General features: G+C 64.3%; 15 protein-coding genes. 8 read left to right on the top strand and 7 right to left on the bottom strand.

Annotated features, from left to right (window positions below):
- Positions 1–179 precede the first annotated feature (179 nt).
- Positions 180–659, top strand: a complete 480-nt coding sequence (locus ABIA30_RS00705; RefSeq protein ID WP_370063189.1) for a lipoprotein LpqH — start codon at positions 180–182, stop codon at positions 657–659.
- Between the two features lie 49 nt (positions 660–708).
- Positions 709–1,794 carry an MAP_0585 family protein gene (locus ABIA30_RS00700; RefSeq protein ID WP_370061148.1) on the top strand — a complete coding sequence of 362 codons (1,086 nt, stop codon included), beginning with the start codon at positions 709–711 and terminating at the stop codon, positions 1,792–1,794.
- Positions 1,795–1,841: 47 nt separating this feature from the next.
- On the opposite strand, the gene cynR is transcribed toward ABIA30_RS00700, so the two are convergent.
- Positions 1,842–2,741 carry a transcriptional regulator CynR gene (cynR, locus tag ABIA30_RS00695; protein WP_370061146.1) on the bottom strand — a complete coding sequence of 300 codons (900 nt, stop codon included), beginning with the start codon at positions 2,739–2,741 and terminating at the stop codon, positions 1,842–1,844.
- Between the two features lie 126 nt (positions 2,742–2,867).
- On the opposite strand from cynR, the gene ABIA30_RS00690 reads away from it, so the two are divergent.
- The 3 genes from ABIA30_RS00690 to ABIA30_RS00680 are packed head-to-tail and all read left to right on the top strand — an operon-like array spanning position 2,868 to position 4,497.
- On the top strand, positions 2,868–3,446 hold the full coding sequence (locus tag ABIA30_RS00690; RefSeq protein ID WP_370061144.1) for a carbonic anhydrase: 579 nt from the start codon (positions 2,868–2,870) through the stop codon (positions 3,444–3,446).
- Positions 3,447–3,494: 48 nt separating this feature from the next.
- A complete protein-coding gene (cynS, locus tag ABIA30_RS00685) occupies positions 3,495–3,965 on the top strand; it encodes a cyanase (protein WP_370061143.1) in 471 nt (156 codons plus the stop codon).
- 34 nt (positions 3,966–3,999) lie between these two features.
- On the top strand, positions 4,000–4,497 hold the full coding sequence (locus ABIA30_RS00680) for a nucleoside deaminase (protein ID WP_370061141.1): 498 nt from the start codon (positions 4,000–4,002) through the stop codon (positions 4,495–4,497).
- 162 nt (positions 4,498–4,659) lie between these two features.
- Here ABIA30_RS00680 and ABIA30_RS00675 read toward each other — a convergent pair whose 3' ends face one another.
- Positions 4,660–5,823 carry a beta-ketoacyl synthase N-terminal-like domain-containing protein gene (locus ABIA30_RS00675; RefSeq protein ID WP_370061139.1) on the bottom strand — a complete coding sequence of 388 codons (1,164 nt, stop codon included), beginning with the start codon at positions 5,821–5,823 and terminating at the stop codon, positions 4,660–4,662.
- A 184-nt stretch (positions 5,824–6,007) separates the two neighbouring features.
- On the opposite strand from ABIA30_RS00675, the gene ABIA30_RS00670 reads away from it, so the two are divergent.
- Positions 6,008–7,648 (top strand): diguanylate cyclase domain-containing protein, encoded by a 1,641-nt coding sequence (locus tag ABIA30_RS00670; protein ID WP_370061137.1) that lies wholly within the window; start codon positions 6,008–6,010, stop codon positions 7,646–7,648.
- A gap of 47 nt (positions 7,649–7,695) precedes the next feature.
- Here ABIA30_RS00670 and ABIA30_RS00665 read toward each other — a convergent pair whose 3' ends face one another.
- The 4 genes from ABIA30_RS00665 to ABIA30_RS00650 form a co-directional block, all read right to left on the bottom strand.
- Positions 7,696–9,336 carry a cellulase family glycosylhydrolase gene (locus ABIA30_RS00665; RefSeq protein WP_370061135.1) on the bottom strand — a complete coding sequence of 547 codons (1,641 nt, stop codon included), beginning with the start codon at positions 9,334–9,336 and terminating at the stop codon, positions 7,696–7,698.
- A gap of 80 nt (positions 9,337–9,416) precedes the next feature.
- Positions 9,417–9,908, bottom strand: a complete 492-nt coding sequence (locus ABIA30_RS00660) for a hypothetical protein (RefSeq protein ID WP_370061133.1) — start codon at positions 9,906–9,908, stop codon at positions 9,417–9,419.
- A 48-nt stretch (positions 9,909–9,956) separates the two neighbouring features.
- Positions 9,957–10,919 (bottom strand): class 1b ribonucleoside-diphosphate reductase subunit beta, encoded by a 963-nt coding sequence (gene nrdF, locus ABIA30_RS00655; RefSeq protein WP_370061131.1) that lies wholly within the window; start codon positions 10,917–10,919, stop codon positions 9,957–9,959.
- Positions 10,920–11,045: 126 nt separating this feature from the next.
- The gene (locus ABIA30_RS00650) at positions 11,046–11,789 is read right to left on the bottom strand and encodes a TetR/AcrR family transcriptional regulator (RefSeq protein WP_370063187.1); all 744 of its coding nucleotides are present in this window, start codon (positions 11,787–11,789) and stop codon (positions 11,046–11,048) included.
- Positions 11,790–12,032: 243 nt separating this feature from the next.
- Between ABIA30_RS00650 and ABIA30_RS00645 the strand changes: the two genes are divergently transcribed.
- Positions 12,033–13,211 carry a geranylgeranyl reductase family protein gene (locus ABIA30_RS00645; RefSeq protein WP_370061129.1) on the top strand — a complete coding sequence of 393 codons (1,179 nt, stop codon included), beginning with the start codon at positions 12,033–12,035 and terminating at the stop codon, positions 13,209–13,211.
- A gap of 37 nt (positions 13,212–13,248) precedes the next feature.
- Here the strand turns inward: ABIA30_RS00645 and ABIA30_RS00640 are convergent, their stop codons facing one another.
- Complete coding sequence (locus tag ABIA30_RS00640) at positions 13,249–13,779, bottom strand: helix-turn-helix domain-containing protein (RefSeq protein ID WP_370061127.1); 531 nt, start codon at positions 13,777–13,779, stop codon at positions 13,249–13,251.
- A gap of 121 nt (positions 13,780–13,900) precedes the next feature.
- Here ABIA30_RS00640 and ABIA30_RS00635 point away from each other — a divergent pair, with 121 nt between their 5' ends.
- Positions 13,901–14,686 carry an aldolase gene (locus ABIA30_RS00635; RefSeq protein ID WP_370061125.1) on the top strand — a complete coding sequence of 262 codons (786 nt, stop codon included), beginning with the start codon at positions 13,901–13,903 and terminating at the stop codon, positions 14,684–14,686.
- The last annotated feature ends 25 nt before the right edge of the window (positions 14,687–14,711 follow it).

The raw sequence follows: 14,711 nt of genomic DNA, 5'->3' as shown, positions 1-14,711 counted from the left end.
CCGTTGCGTCAACCAGCGAATACGACCGCCCCCGGCCGCTACTGTCTGATCCGTCGATGATTCAAATTCCTGTGTGCGGGTACTACACAGAGCAAAGCGATCCGGGGAAGCCCGTGCGCTCGATCGAGAACGCGGTGACGCGGGAGGTCACTCCCGCCGCGACGAGGAGGAAAGCGTTGATAAAGCGTGGGTTTGTGGTCGGAGTCGCAGCCGCGGCCGCCGTGGTCGCGGGACTCACCGGCTGTTCAAGCACCAAATCCGGAAACACATCATCGAGCACATCGAGTGGGGCTGCCGCGGCGGCGCCACCCGGGCCGCAGGTCATCGTTGACGGTCAGCAACAAAACGTCACCGGCGCGGTCAGCTGCAACACCGCGAACAACGCCGTCACCATGGGCATCGGCGATGCCTCCGGCGGTATCGGCGCCGTGGTGAGCACCGATAACCCGCCGATCGTCCATGCGGTCGGGTTGGGGACCGTAAACGGTGTCGCACTGGGCTTTTCTGATGCCGCACCCGGCCAGGCCAATAATGCCGGAGCCGCGGTGAGCGGCAAGTCGTACACCATCAAGGGCACCGCCAGCGGCACTGATATGAGCAACCCTCAGTCACCGCAGCAGGTGACCAAGCCATTCGAGTTGGATGTGACATGCCCATAGAGCTGCCCACCGCGGTAGCGGACAAACGCCCGGAAACGAGGTAACAGGTATGTCGATTACCCGTGTTGTTACTACTGCGGTTGCCAATGTCGGCATCGCAGCACTGACGCTCAACGGTGGGGTGGCCAATGCCTACCCGCTGGCACCACCGCCGTGCCCACCTGGGCAGACCTGTCCGAGCCCGGGCGGGCCCGGCGGATCCGGCGGCGGCAGCCAATCCGGTGGTCACAGTGAGTCCGGCGGTGGTTCGTCCGGCGGCAATGGCCCAGCCAACGGTGGCGGAGAGTCCGCTCCTGCAAAGCCCCAGGCTCCGGAAAGCACCGAGGCGCCCAAGCCGCAAACCCCGGAAACCCCGGAAACCCAAGCACCGCAGACTCAAGCGCCTGCGACTCAGCCGCCGAAATCAGAGACGCCCGAGACCACCGAGGCCCCGAAGTCACAGCCGCCCCAGACCAGCGAGTCGGCCAAACCACAGAGCCCGGAAAGCTCGGCTCCGTCGACCACCTCCCGGTCGCACGATGAGACCCGCGAGTCGCAGAGCCCGAGCTCGGGCACCCCGACGACCGAGTCGTCACCCAATTCGGCGACCAGCTCGGCACCGAGCACCGAGCCAAGCGACAAGAACAAGCCTGGCCACGAGTCGTCCGCGTCGAACACCAGCACTGCGCCGAGCGCCACCGTCGACGTCGCGGTCAATGACCGGCGCCTCACCCGGGAGCAGGCCAGGGACACCCAGCCGCCGCACCCGCCGTACCAGCCGCCGCGCACAGACATCATCGCCAAGGGCAATGCAGAGGTCGGCGGTCCGATCAACATCAACATCGGGTTCAACGTCGTCGGACGCGGCGCACCTCCCCCTCCGCCGCCGCACGCCTACGGCTGGGGTGACGCTCCGGCTCCGGGTGGTCCGCCGCCGAATTGGTACGGCCCGCCGCCGTCCGGCGGCTGGAACGGCCCACCGCCGGCCGGTGGCTGGAACCGTCGGTGGGATGGACCGCCGAACCGTGACGTCGATGTGGCTCGGGTCGACTTCGGCCCGTTCCAGTTCAACGCATTCACGGTTGTTCCGGTCTTCAACTGGATGTACGGCGGTTGGGGCTACTGGTTCTTCGGCTTGTGGATCCCGCTGTACTGAGCACCGTAGCCACGTAAGTGGCACTGCCGCTTCATATTTGACGTCGATCAGGCCGGGCGGTAGCCACGGGCCTGGACGAGGTCGGCGATGAGTTCGGCGAAGGCCAGCGAAGCGGCGCTGTGGTAGGCACTGCGGCGCTGCAACAGCGCAACTGTGCGCGCCGGCAGCGGCGGGTCGAGGGAAATCGGCGTGAGGTTCGGGTGGTCGTCGGTGATGGCGTCGGGCAACACCGTGGCCAATCCGGTGCGCTGGACGATCTCGGTGAGAGCCTGGATCGTGTTGGCTTCCACCGCGATTCGCGGGGCGATGTGATGGTCGGCCAGGTAGGCGTCGATATGACCGCGCGTGGCGAAGTCACCGCTGAGCAATGCGAGTTGTTCATCCTTGAGTGCCCTCAGCGGCACCGGACCCGATAGCGTGCGGGCCGCGCCGACGACCAGGCTGAGGGTTTCGGTGAACAACGCGGTCGCGGCGATGCCCGGCACGTGCGGCCCGGTGAAAGCAATGCCGATGTCGAGATCGTCTGCGAGCAGCGCGGTTTCGATTCGGTCTTGAGATAGCTCCGTTAGCGTCAGGCCGATTCCCGGGTGGCGGGTGTGGAGTTCAGCGACGAGCGGACCGACGAAGTAGGCGATGAAGGTCGGCGTCACACCGAGCCGCACATGACCGCGCGAGAGGTCACGGACATCGTGCACTGCACGTTCGGCGGCGGCGAGTTCACGTAGCGCACGCCGCGCGTGGTCGGCGTACGCCTCGCCGGCGTCGGTGAGCCGTACGGTGCGGCCGGTCCGGTCCAGCAATTGCACACCCAAGCTCTGTTCCAGTTGCTTGATCTGCTGGGACAGCGTGGGCTGCGAAATGTACAGATCCTCGGCGGCGCGGGTGAAGTTGCCGTGCTCGGCGACCGCGAGCAGATAGCGCAGGTGGCGCAGTTCGAGCACGGCCATGCCAGCAAGTATAGACGAAACCAATGATATTCATGGTTACTGCGTATTGGACGCTATACCTCCCGGTCATGCATGGTGGAACTGCTGGCCCACCGGGCCGGCACAGACCGAGGAAGGGAGCAGTCCATGCAGGACCTCAACGAGGGCGTCGCACGGTTCCAACGGGACGTCTTCCCAGCCAAGGCTGAGCTCTTCTCCCGCCTGGCCGCCAATCACACACCGCACACGCTGTTCATCGGCTGCTCCGATGCGCGCGTGGTACCCGAGCTGATCACCGGCACCGAGCCGGGCGACCTCTTCGTCATCCGTACCGCCGGCAATCTGGTGCCGGCATACTCGCCGGAAGCCGACGGGGTGGCGGCCAGCATCGAATATGCCGTCGCGGTACTGGGTGTCACGGACATCGTGGTCTGCGGACATTCCGCATGCGGAGCGATGACCGCACTCGCCCAGAGTCACGACCTCAGCGGCGCCCCGGCGGTCGCCGCCTGGCTGCGGCATGCCGATGCGTCCCGCGCCCGGGCCGCTGGCGGCAGCGTACCAGAGTTGGTGCGACAGAACGTCATTGCCCAATTGGCGAACTTGGCGATTCATCCGTCGGTCGCCCGGGCCCTCGCCCTGCGCACGGTTACCCTGCACGGCTGGGTGTTCGACATCGGCACCGGGCAGGTCGAGGATCTGTCACCTCCCGCATTGTCGGCCTAAGCATTACTTTTCACGTAAAGCGTTTCACCCCAGGAGAAAAGGAAAGACATGATCCACGCCCAGTTCGACCCCACCGCCCGTGAAGTCCTCGCCATCGCCGCCGTCGAGGCCAAGACCCGCAAGGACCTGTCCTGGCAGCAGATCGCCGACGCTTCGGGTCTGTCCGTGGCCTTCACCACCGCCGCGGTCCTCGGCCAGCACCCTTTGCCGGAGCACTCTGCCGTTGCGGTTGCCGAACTGCTGGGTCTGGATGCCGACGACGCGAAGCTGTTGCAGACCATCCCGACGCGCGGATCCATCCCCGGCGGCATTCCGACCGACCCGACCATCTACCGCTTCTACGAGATGTTGCAGGTCTACGGCACCACCCTCAAGGCTCTGGTGCACGAACAGTTCGGCGACGGCATCATCTCCGCGATCAACTTCAAGCTGGACGTGAAGAAGGTCGCCGATCCCGAGGGTGGCGAACGCGCGGTCATCACCCTGGACGGCAAGTACCTACCGACCAAGCCCTTCTGATCCTGAGTACCAACGACTTTCGAAAGGAACTTCGATGGACTTCGCCCAACGCACCATCGACATCGCCCGCAAGAACGTCACCGAGGGCGGCCGCCCGTTCGCGACCGTCATCGTCAAGGACGGCGAAGTCGTCGCCGAGAGCCCGAACAAAGTCGCCCAAACCGGCGACCCGACCGCGCACGCCGAGATTCTGGCCATCCGCGAGGCCTGCACGAAGTTGGGCACCGAGCACCTGACCGGAACGACGATCTACGTTCTGGCCCATCCGTGCCCAATGTGCCTGGGCTCGCTGTACTACTGCTCCCCCGACGAGGTCGTCTTCCTCACCAGCCGTGAGGATTACGAACCCCACTACGTGGACGACCGGAAGTACTTCGAATTGGCCACCTTCTATGACGAGTTCGCCAAACCGTGGCCGCGGCGGCGGCTACCGATGAGCTACCAGCCGCGTGCGGAGGCCATCGACGTGTACCGGTTCTGGCAGGCGAACAACGGCGGCGAACGCCGAGTGGCAGGCGCACCGACTGCCTGACGAGCCGGGCGAGCATTCACGTGCACTGACATTCGGCGCCTACCGTCACCGATCGCCAACCTTGTTGCGCCGGAACAGCCAAGCCGCTGTGGCAAATGGAGAGTTGCAACAGCGGCTTTCTCTGTGCGGTACCAGGTTCGAGCACACCTCCGGAAGCCCTACTCAGGCGACCGGTGCGAGCACCACCGCGGAATTGTGTCCGCCCATCCCCAGTGAGGTCTTGAGGGTCAGTGCGCCTGGTTGTAGCGGCGTCGGCCCATCCAGCAACCGCGGATGTCCAGGGGCGACGGTTGGCGCTGCCGGCACGACACCACGGGCGTAGCCCAGAGCGGCCGCAGCAAGCTCCACAGCGGCAGCGGCACCTTGGCAGTGCCCGACCATCGGCTTGATGGAGTAGATGCCCGGTCGTCCATGCAGGACTTCGTCGACGAGTCCGGCTTCGGCGGTATCGCACTGTTGGGTGCCGGGACCATGCGCGTTGAGGTAGGCGATCCGGTCAGGGGTGGTATCCGCGGCGCGCAACGCATTGCGCACGCACTGATCGACCTGGGTACGGCCCGGGTCGACCGAGGTCAGGTGATAGGCGTCGTGGGTCATGTCGCCGCCGAGCACTCGCACATAGGCCCGCTCGGCACGTTGAGACAAGACGAACGAGATCGCCGCTTCCCCGGCCGGAAATCCTCGGCTGCCCTGTTGAAACGGCCGGCAGGCGTCCAGCGGCTCGGTGTCGACGACGCCGACGCCGAGACGAACGAAGTGCTCGACGTTCTCCGGTGTCAGCGACAGATCGGTCGAGACGAACACGACGTCGTCGACGAAGCCGCTGTCCAACCACATCTTCGCGGTGATCAGGCCGGCGTTGCCCGAGGAGCACATGGCGGATACGTTCATCGCGGGTCCATGAAAGCCGTACTCGCGCATCAGCATTGACACCGGGGTTGACGGCATGAGGGTCAGGTAGTCACGTACCCGTCGGCACGCGGCGTCCTTGAGGTAAAAGTCGCGCCAGCCCTCCACTTCGGAGATCACCACCGCGTGAAGCAGTCCCACGCGAGATCCGGGCACCCAGCCACGTTGCGCGGCGTCTGCAATGGCCTCCCGGGCGGCTGCTCGCAATGCGCGGGCAAACCGGCTGGAGCCGTCGAGGGGGTCTCCTTCATCTCTGATGCGGGCCAGCCACGCGTTCTCCTCGCCGGTCGGCCCGAACCCGCCGACCAGCGTGGCAGCGGGTTTACCGCTGAGCAGTCCGTTCCACAGCGGGTCGGCGCCCCAGCCATACCCCGTTACGGCGCCGATCCCGGTGATTGTTGTCTGAGCCTCGATCATGATGTGCCGCTGCCTCCTTCGTTTCTCGACGCCCCGAGAGGGCATCGTTATTTGATTAACGCCCACACCGACACATTTGACCAGGCATTATGTGGCGATATCGACTGAATCACTGTCGTCCGGCGATTGGCGGGTTGAGCCATCAGCTAACTTCAGAGAATTCACTGAGAACGGGGGCAGGTAGATGGCGACGGGACCCGGTGACGCGTCCACGAGCACCAGCTCCGCCGCGTCGCCAGACGACGGCGAACGCCGCTACCGTCAGCTGTTAGAGCACAGCCCCTACCCCATGTGCGTCCATTCCGAGGGTCGCGTCGTCTACGTGAACCCGGCCGGTATCGAAGGGATCGCCGCCCGCAGTGCTGATGACGTGGTGGGTCGGATGATCACCGACTTTGTCCATCCCGACTCCATCGCACCGATGTTGGCCCGCATCGCTTCCCTGCGGCGCGAGGGCGACAACACTGCACCGTCGGAAGCGACGATGCTGCGCCTCGATGGCAGCCCGCTACCCGTCGAGGTGGTATCGGTGCTCACCAGTTGGGACGGTAAACCCGCGTACCAAGTGGTCTTTCGCGATCTGACGGTGCTCAAGGCCGCCGAGGCAGCCCTGCACGATCAGGCAGCCCTGGTGGCCCATGCCACCGATGCGATCATCTCCACCACCGCGACTGGCGTGGTCACCAGTTGGAACCCGGCGGCCCAAACGATCTACCGGCGCTCGGCAGCGTCTGCCCTGGGATGCCCGATCAGCAAGGCCGTCGGCGCCACCGTCGATCCAGCCGCCATCGTCGCTCAAGGAGGTGTCGAGCAGCACACCTCCCATCGCGCCGCCGACGGTACGGTACTCACCGTTCGGGTCAGCGCCGCCGCGATGGACGACGGCTACGTCCTGGTGTGCTCGGACCACACCGCGTTACGACGCGCCGAACAGCGGTTCCAAACGGTCGTCGATTCCCTCGATGAAGGGGTGGTGGTCCTCGACGCCCAGCGTCAGCCCGAATGGATCAACCCGGCCGGACGCCGCATCCTCGGTATGGCACCCGACGGCCCACTGCTCGAAAACGTCGACCCCTCAGTCGATTTCCCTTTGTACGACGTGGACGGTCACCCACTCGCCGACCAACGGCGGCCCTTCGCCGCCATCATGGCCACCAGCACGGCAGTGCGAAACCAGATCGTGGGCTATCAGCAGCCCGGCGGTCCGCGCAAATGGCTCTCGGTCAGTTGCCGGTTCCTCGATCCGGCCGACAGCGGCCAGCCTGCAGTGCTGATCACCTTCACCGATGTCACCGACCAGCACCTTGCGCAACTGCGTCTCACCCACCAGGCCCACCACGACGCCCTCACTGGCCTACCGAACCGCGCCTATGCCGAAAAACGGGTATCCCGAGCGATCGAGACCGAGATGCCACCGCTGGTCGCCGTGATGTTCATCGACCTCGACAACATCAAGACCTTCAACGACGCCTTCGGCCACCATGCCGGCGACACCGTGATCAAGACTGCGGCACAGCGACTGCGCTGCACGTTGCGCACCGAGGACTTCGTCGCGCGCCACGGCGGCGACGAGTTCGTTGCCTTGCTGTTCGGCCCGGCCGACCGCGCCACACTCGACCGGCTGGCCGACCGCCTTCACTCCGCACTCGCCGCGCCCATCGACATCGCCGGAACCCCGTGTGGGCTCACCGCCAGCATCGGCGTCACTCAAGTGCGGCCCGACGATCCACGGGACGCCTCTCAGATCTTGCAGGACGCCGACTCCGCGATGTACCGGGCCAAGGTCTACCGGGCGGCCACTCGTTACGCCGAAGACCCTCTGTAGCAATCTGATTGGGCCGCGCTGGACCCTGCCCTCGGCCGTCAGTGGCGTCAGCGGCCGTGATGCGTGGCTTGGCCAGTGTTGGCATGTGACTGCTGCACCGACTTGGCCGGCTTCACAGCGGCGGCGCTGTCCGATTTCTTGCTGTCCTTCGTATCGCGGGACTTGGTGGAGCCCTCCGCGGCAGCGGCCGCAGCCGGTGTCGACTTGGAGTCCGATACCGCCGTCGCGGCTGTCGAAACCTTCGCGGCCGCAGCGGTCTGCACACTACTGGCGGCGACAGCGATGTTCGTCGTACCCACGGATTCCGTGCTCGCCGCTGAACTGGTAGCCGCTTTCGGCGTGATCGCAGCCGCGAGCGACGCGACGACATGCGACACGGCGCTGGTTGCGGCCGCGACGGCAGCGCTCACGCCGGTGGTCAACCCACTGACGAGCTTGGCCACGGCGGTGGCTATCGAAGCGGCCACCTGCTGTACGAAGCTGACGGCGTTTGTGACCAGATTGCTTACGTAGGTGCCCACGGTCTGCACTGCGGTTCCGATAGCAGCGACCACGGAGCCGGCCGCGGAAGCCGCCGCTGCCACTGTGGGATGCGCGGCGATCCACGCCTCGACGACCGCGACAGCAGATTTCGCCGTCCAGTTGTCGGTGAACAGGCCCAAGTTGTCGCCCTGACTGTCATCGAGCAGGGAGTAGAGGAACATCGGGCCGACGCCGGTCAACGAAGACCACGTGGTGAGGAAGTCTTGGATGTAGGCGGCTTGTTGAGCTTGACCACCCGATTCGTTCGACGGCTCGCCGTATTCGGTGGCCCAGATCAGTTTGGCGGCATCGCCATTGGCGTTCATCAGCGCGCGCAGTGCCTCGAGCTGATCGATCGCCGAGTTGGCGAACGTGGTACCGGCCGAAAAGGTGCTCGTGTAGTTGTACGGATGGAACGATAAAGCGTCGAAATAGCCCTGGGCACCGTCGGCGTACATCTGCTGCAGGAACGTGACGGGGTTGATGGTCCACGTTCCGATCGAGATGCCGGCGCCCAGCGCGCCCGCGACCACCGTGATATTCGGGTCCGCCGCTTTGATTGCGGTATAAGCATCCTTGAGCAATTGGGTGTAGCTCGCGGCACTGGGCGTGGGGTACCAGCCGGTGTTGCCGTTGGGTTCGTTCCAGACCTCGATCGCCGAGATCTTGCTCGTATAGCGGGACGCGACAGCCGCGGCAAAAGCGGCATAGGCGGCATCGGCCGAAGCGTTGGGCTGCGCATCCGGGATCAGGCCGTTATTGCTGTAGCTGCTGGCCCAGGTCGGGGTGCTGGTGATATCCGCATCAACCGCGATGCCGTACTTCGCGGCGGTGTTGAGAAGCTGGTCGGCCTGGGTCCAGTTGTAGGTGCCGTCGGTCGGCTCCATCACCTCCCACGGCAGCAGCACCCGGATCTGCGTGACACCCATGGTCTGCAGTTCGGACATCGCGGTGTTCAAGTCGCTCTGATCCATGAAATAGAGGCTGGAGTCCGAGACGCCCACGGCACTCGACGCGGTGTCGATCGTCGCAGCCAGCTCAATCTGCTGGCTGCGGGTGACGATCCCCGAATCGGAGGACGGATGTAGACCCGTCGAGACACCGATGACCGCAACGGTCAGTACGGATACCGAAATGGCGCGGAGAAGATTGCCGTGCGCAGACATGGAGTTCCCCAACTCTCGGAATTAATTCAACGGGCCGCGAATGAGACGCACACTAACTTCAAACTTTTCATTCCGAAGCATTATTGACCTACGAATTTCACCGCAATATCCAAGCAACTCACGTGGCCCAGCATTTGCAAATGTGCAAATCGTGGGAATGGCCTGTGGACATCGACCAGCATCAATACTTGGCCATTGACATGCAGTTCGCCGATTACCGGACCGGTGCGCATAACTGCAGTTAGGTGGATTGATTTATCGACTTCATTCAGCGCTGCCGATAGCTCAGATGCCGTTTGGCGAAATAATTTGAAAAACCCTACTAATGGTATTTCACACAGAATCAGCGCGCCCGACAAGCAAAAGTCTATGGGTGCCGTTATTAATTGCTGGGAAGACAGTGGGAATTTGCTCCCGGGTAAATAGATACCCGTAGACAGCCAAGCCGCCCAGGAAACCGTGGCCTGTCCCGGATCAGGGGCTTGCCGGGCTACCAACGCGCGTTGTTCGAGGGCAGCGATGGACTTGCCCGGCGGTTCTGCATCGACCCGCCTGCGCGTGTGCCTGCGCACGGCGGCGTCCCTCGGGCCATACGCCCGAGGGACTACGGGAACAGGGAGTTAGAAGTCCCAGTCCTCGTCTTCGGTGTTGACGGCCTTGCCGATCACGTAGCTCGAACCCGAGCCGGAGAAGAAGTCGTGGTTCTCATCAGCGTTGGGGCTCAGCGCCGACAGGATCGCCGGGTTCACGTCGGTTTCGTCACGCGGGAACATCGCCTCATAGCCGAGGTTCATCAACGCCTTGTTGGCGTTGTAGCGCAAGAACTTCTTGACGTCCTCGGTCAGACCGACACCGTCGTAGAGATCCTGGGTGTATTCGACCTCGTTGTCGTACAGCTCGAAGAGCAACTCGTAGGTGTAGTCCTTGAGTTCATCGCGCTTGGCCTCGTCGACGAGTGCGAGCCCACGCTGGTACTTGTAGCCGATGTAGTACCCGTGCACGGCCTCGTCGCGGATGATCAGCCGGATCATATCGGCGGTGTTGGTGAGCTTGGCGCGGCTGCTCCAGTACATCGGCAGGTAGAAGCCCGAGTAGAACAGGAAGCTCTCCAACAGCGTGGAAGCGACCTTGCGCTTGAGCGGATCGTCGCCGCGGTAGTAGTCCATCACGATCTGCGCTTTGCGCTGCAGATTCGGATTTTCCTCCGACCAACGGAACGCCTCATCGATCTCGGTCGTCGAACACAGCGTGGAGAAGATGTTGCTGTAGCTCTTGGCGTGCACCGACTCCATGAAGGCGATGTTGGTGTAGACGGCCTGCTCGTGCGGGGTGAGCGAATCGGGGATCAGGCTGACCGCACCGACCGTGCCCTGAATGGTGTCCAGCAGCGTCAGGCCGGTGAAAACCCGCATGGTGAGCTGCTTTTCGCCGGCGGTCAGGGTGCCCCACGACGGGATGTCGTTGGACACCGGCACCTTCTCGGGCAGCCAGAAATTGCCGGTCAGTCGGTCCCAGACCTCGGCGTCTTTCTCGTCCTGAACACGGTTCCAGTTGATCGCCGAGGCCCTGTCGATGAGCTTCATACCTTCAGACACCGTGACCCCGTTTCAAGCTGGATATATGTTTGCCGGACCGGCAACACCGACACTACCCCTGGTATCTCGTGCCGCCGCGAACCGCTAGACATTGTGTTTTCGTGTCGGACGCGTTCAGGCGCGTTCGTCGGCGGACTGCTGACGCTGCACCGCGTCGTGCACCGGCAGATCCGGCTCGAACGAGATGCCCAGCAGCTCGCCGGTGCCGTTGATGGCGCCCATCATGATCGTGGTCATGTGCGTGATGAATTCATCGCGGGGTATCCGGCGCGGACTCTCGTCGCTGCCGCCCAACCACCAATCGGTCGCCGACGCGGCCGCACCGAACAGGGTGAACGCGGCCAGCTCGAAGACCGCAGAGTCCAGGTCCATCTCCTTGAGCTCGCCGCTGACCATCGCGGCGATTGCCAGGGTGATGTCGCGGCCCCGGTTGACGGTGGTCATCGCGGCGGCGGACTGATCGGCGAAACGGCCCTGCAGCAGGAAACGGACCACGTTCGGATGCTGGTCGACCAGGTCGACGTAGTGCTCGACGGCCCGGCCGATGATGTCCCCGGTCGAGTCGTTCTCGATGTCGATAGACGGAATCACCGCCGCCCACAACATGTCTCGCATCCGCTCGCCGATCTGCGAGAACATGTCCGACTTGTCGGCGAAGTGCCGGTAGATCTTGGGTTTGGCGGTGCCGGCCTCTTCGGCGATCTCCCGGACACTGACGTTGGGGCCCAGCCGATCGATCGCGCGGAACGCGGCGTCAACGATTTCTTCGCGAACCTTCTTGCGGTGCTCGCGCCATCTCTCACTGCGGGCATCCACCTTTTCGGTGGCCACCTTCTCTGTAGAGACCTTCACCTGCACGGTGACCGAGGGCACCTTCACACTCGGCACACCGGGAACCTTCACCCCGGCCTGGATGCCGGAACGGGGAATCGATGGCCTGCGCACCCGCCCACTGTACCGGGCGGGCTGGTCCTGACCTGCCCAGACCGCGCGGCGCGGCGCAGCAGTTCCCAAGCCGGACCGGCCGCGCTTCCACTCCCAGGACAGCTGACGCGGGTAACATCAGCGCCGAGAATGCTTGGTTGACAAGGACTTGACCACATGGCCCAGCGCTACGACCTTGTTGTCGCCGGCGGCGGCCCGTCGGGGTCGGCCGCGGCGTGGCAGGCTGCGCAGACCGGCGCCAGCGTGCTGGTTCTGGACAAAGCGCACTTCCCCCGCGACAAACCCTGCGGTGACGGGTTGACCGCCCGAGGTGTCAGTTATCTGCAGAAGATGGGCTTGTCGAAGCAGGTGGCGACGTTCCATCGGGTCAACCGGGTGACAGTTTTCAGCCCGGGACAGTGGGAGCTGTCGTTTCCGCGCCGGCCCGGGATGCCAGACCACGGCTGCACGGTCAGCCGGACGCGACTCGACACGTTGCTGCTGGAGCATGCCGGTGAGGCCGGGGCCGAGGTCCGCCAGGGCGCCGAGGTGTCCGGTCCCGAACTGGATCAGAACGGCCGCGTCATCGGCGTCGTGCTCAAGGGCGGCGAGAAGATCTACGCCGAGGCGGTGATCGCCGCCGACGGTGCGTACTCCCCCATCAAACGAGCGCTGAACATCGACTCGATGTACCACGGTTACTCGGCCATCGCGATCCGCGCCGAGATGCCCGCAAACCGGCCCGATTCGGACAGCCTGGACATCTATCTCAAGCTGATGTTCCAAGGTGACCAGCTCCCCGGCTACGGCTGGGTGTTCCCAATGGGCAACGGCACCTTCAACATTGGCCTGGGCTACATCAACAGCTACCAGAACTGGCAGGCCATCAACGCCGCCCGGTTCCTGGACGAGTTCTTGCAGACACTGCCACGCGATTGGAAACTTCCATCGGTCGAGGAGTTGCAGCGGAACAAGAGCGTCCGGGCCTGGCGGCTACCGATGGGCTTCACCGCGTGGCCACCGTGGCGGCCGGGCGTGCTCTTCGTCGGCGACGCGCTGGGTGCGGGCAAGCCGACATCCGGTGCCGGTATCTCCAAGGCCCTCGAATCCGGTTTGACCGCAGGCGAATGCGCGATCGCCGCGCTCACCAACGGCGGGCCGGACGACTTCACCAACTACACGCAGCGCATCCGGGCGGCGTGGGGTCGCGAGTACCGGCGTGGGCGTTTCTTTCACAAGCTGGCCGGCATGCCGCGGGTCGCAGACGCGGGACTCAAGGCGCTGGACAATCGCGCATTCCGGGATCTGCTGCTCAAGTCGCTGTACAAGAAGGCCCAGGGCCCGTCGCACACCTGACCGGTTGGATCCACACCGTCTTTCGCCCGCCGAGCGGTTACCCCGCAGTCCGGCGGACTTCGCTGTAGGCGACGACAACCACCACAGCGGGATCGGCGCCGCAGCGCCGAAATTTGTGCGGCACAGAGGCGTCGAAGTAGGCGCAGTCCCCCGAGTTCAGGGCAATTACCTGTCCGTCATAGCTGAGTTCAACCTCGCCGGCGTGCACGAATACGAACTCCTGACCGGGGTGACTCGAGTGCGGATGCTCGGCGAATTCCGAACCGGGATGTACCACGAAGGGCGACATCGCCTTTCCGAGCATGTGGGTGGCCACGGCGTGATGCCTGCGCTGGTGGTGGTCGATCGCCCGCTCGACCGTGATCGCACTGGCCTCGGGGTCGTCGGCGAACAGCCGGGCCACATCGACTTCCAGCGCCCGCGCGATCTTCATCGCCGCTGCGATCGACGGGATGCTTTGTCGGCGCTCCACCTTGGACAGATAGCTCTTCGTCAATCCGGTGGCCTCAGCAAGATCCTCCAACGTCATTGCGCGCTGGAGCCGTACTGCACGCAAGACATCGGTCATCGCCGCTCCTTCTCACCAGTTTCGGTCCGACAAAGGATACCCATCACCACATGACACATTGTGTCCTATCGGCTACCATGTGTCCAAGTTGCCGACCGACGATCGCTGGAGGAACTATCGGATGAGCACCACCCTCGACATGTCAAAAGCCGAGCTCATGCGCCGGGCGCTAAGTGACATGTCACGACACGTCGCCGACTCCAGCTTGACCATCCGGCAGAAGGTGGCACTGACTTGCCGGGCGTTGTTCGACGCCGGACACGATTCAGGCCTGGCCGGCCAGATCACGGCGCGCGCCGAAGAACCGGGCACGTTCTACACGCAACGACTCGGCCTAGGGTTCGACGAGATCACGGCCGGCAACCTGGTTGTGGTCGACGAGGATCTCAACGTCCTGTCAGGCGACGGAATGCCTAACCCTGCCAACCGCTTTCACGCCTGGATATACCGTTCACGGCCGGACGTGTCGTGCATCGTGCACACGCATCCGTTCCACGTTGCCGCACTCTCGATGCTCGAAGTTCCCCTGATGGTGTCTCAGATGGACATCGCACCACTCTACGACGACTGCGCATTCCTGGCCGACTGGCCCGGCGTGCCGGTGGGCAACGAAGAGGGCGAGATCATCACCGCTGCGCTCGGCACCAAGAAGGCGGTCCTGCTGGCCCATCACGGCCAGGTGGTCGCCGCCGCGAGCGTCGAGGAGGCATGCTCGCTGGCGATGCTGGTCGAACGTGGGGCCAAGCTGCAACTGGCTGCGATGTCGGCCGGCACCATCGCGCCACTGCCCGAGCGTCTGGCGCGGGAGGCCCATGACTGGACCCTGGCGCCCAAACGCAGCCAGGCGAACTTCGCCTACTACGCGCGCCGCGCCCTGGCGCAGCATCCCGATGTCCTGTCCGAGTAGCGCCCTGCCCTAGCAACCCACCCGC

This window comes from Mycobacterium sp. MAA66, assembly GCF_041261665.1.
Lineage (GTDB): Bacteria > Actinomycetota > Actinomycetes > Mycobacteriales > Mycobacteriaceae > Mycobacterium.
This window is presented reverse-complemented; position numbering and strand designations above follow the sequence as displayed.

What these genes read in the sequence shown, in the direction of transcription:
- ABIA30_RS00700 (WP_370061148.1), top strand. Translation starts at nt 709, where the DNA reads ATGTCGATTACCCGTGTTGTTACTACTGCGGTTGCCAATGTCGGCATC.
- cynR (WP_370061146.1), bottom strand. Translation starts at nt 2,741, where the DNA reads ATGGCCGTGCTCGAACTGCGCCACCTGCGCTATCTGCTCGCGGTCGCC.
- ABIA30_RS00690 (WP_370061144.1), top strand. Translation starts at nt 2,868, where the DNA reads ATGCAGGACCTCAACGAGGGCGTCGCACGGTTCCAACGGGACGTCTTC.
- cynS (WP_370061143.1), top strand. Translation starts at nt 3,495, where the DNA reads ATGATCCACGCCCAGTTCGACCCCACCGCCCGTGAAGTCCTCGCCATC.
- ABIA30_RS00680 (WP_370061141.1), top strand. Translation starts at nt 4,000, where the DNA reads ATGGACTTCGCCCAACGCACCATCGACATCGCCCGCAAGAACGTCACC.
- ABIA30_RS00675 (WP_370061139.1), bottom strand. Translation starts at nt 5,823, where the DNA reads ATGATCGAGGCTCAGACAACAATCACCGGGATCGGCGCCGTAACGGGG.
- ABIA30_RS00670 (WP_370061137.1), top strand. Translation starts at nt 6,008, where the DNA reads ATGGCGACGGGACCCGGTGACGCGTCCACGAGCACCAGCTCCGCCGCG.
- ABIA30_RS00665 (WP_370061135.1), bottom strand. Translation starts at nt 9,336, where the DNA reads ATGTCTGCGCACGGCAATCTTCTCCGCGCCATTTCGGTATCCGTACTG.
- nrdF (WP_370061131.1), bottom strand. Translation starts at nt 10,919, where the DNA reads ATGAAGCTCATCGACAGGGCCTCGGCGATCAACTGGAACCGTGTTCAG.
- ABIA30_RS00645 (WP_370061129.1), top strand. Translation starts at nt 12,033, where the DNA reads ATGGCCCAGCGCTACGACCTTGTTGTCGCCGGCGGCGGCCCGTCGGGG.
- ABIA30_RS00640 (WP_370061127.1), bottom strand. Translation starts at nt 13,779, where the DNA reads ATGACCGATGTCTTGCGTGCAGTACGGCTCCAGCGCGCAATGACGTTG.
- ABIA30_RS00635 (WP_370061125.1), top strand. Translation starts at nt 13,901, where the DNA reads ATGAGCACCACCCTCGACATGTCAAAAGCCGAGCTCATGCGCCGGGCG.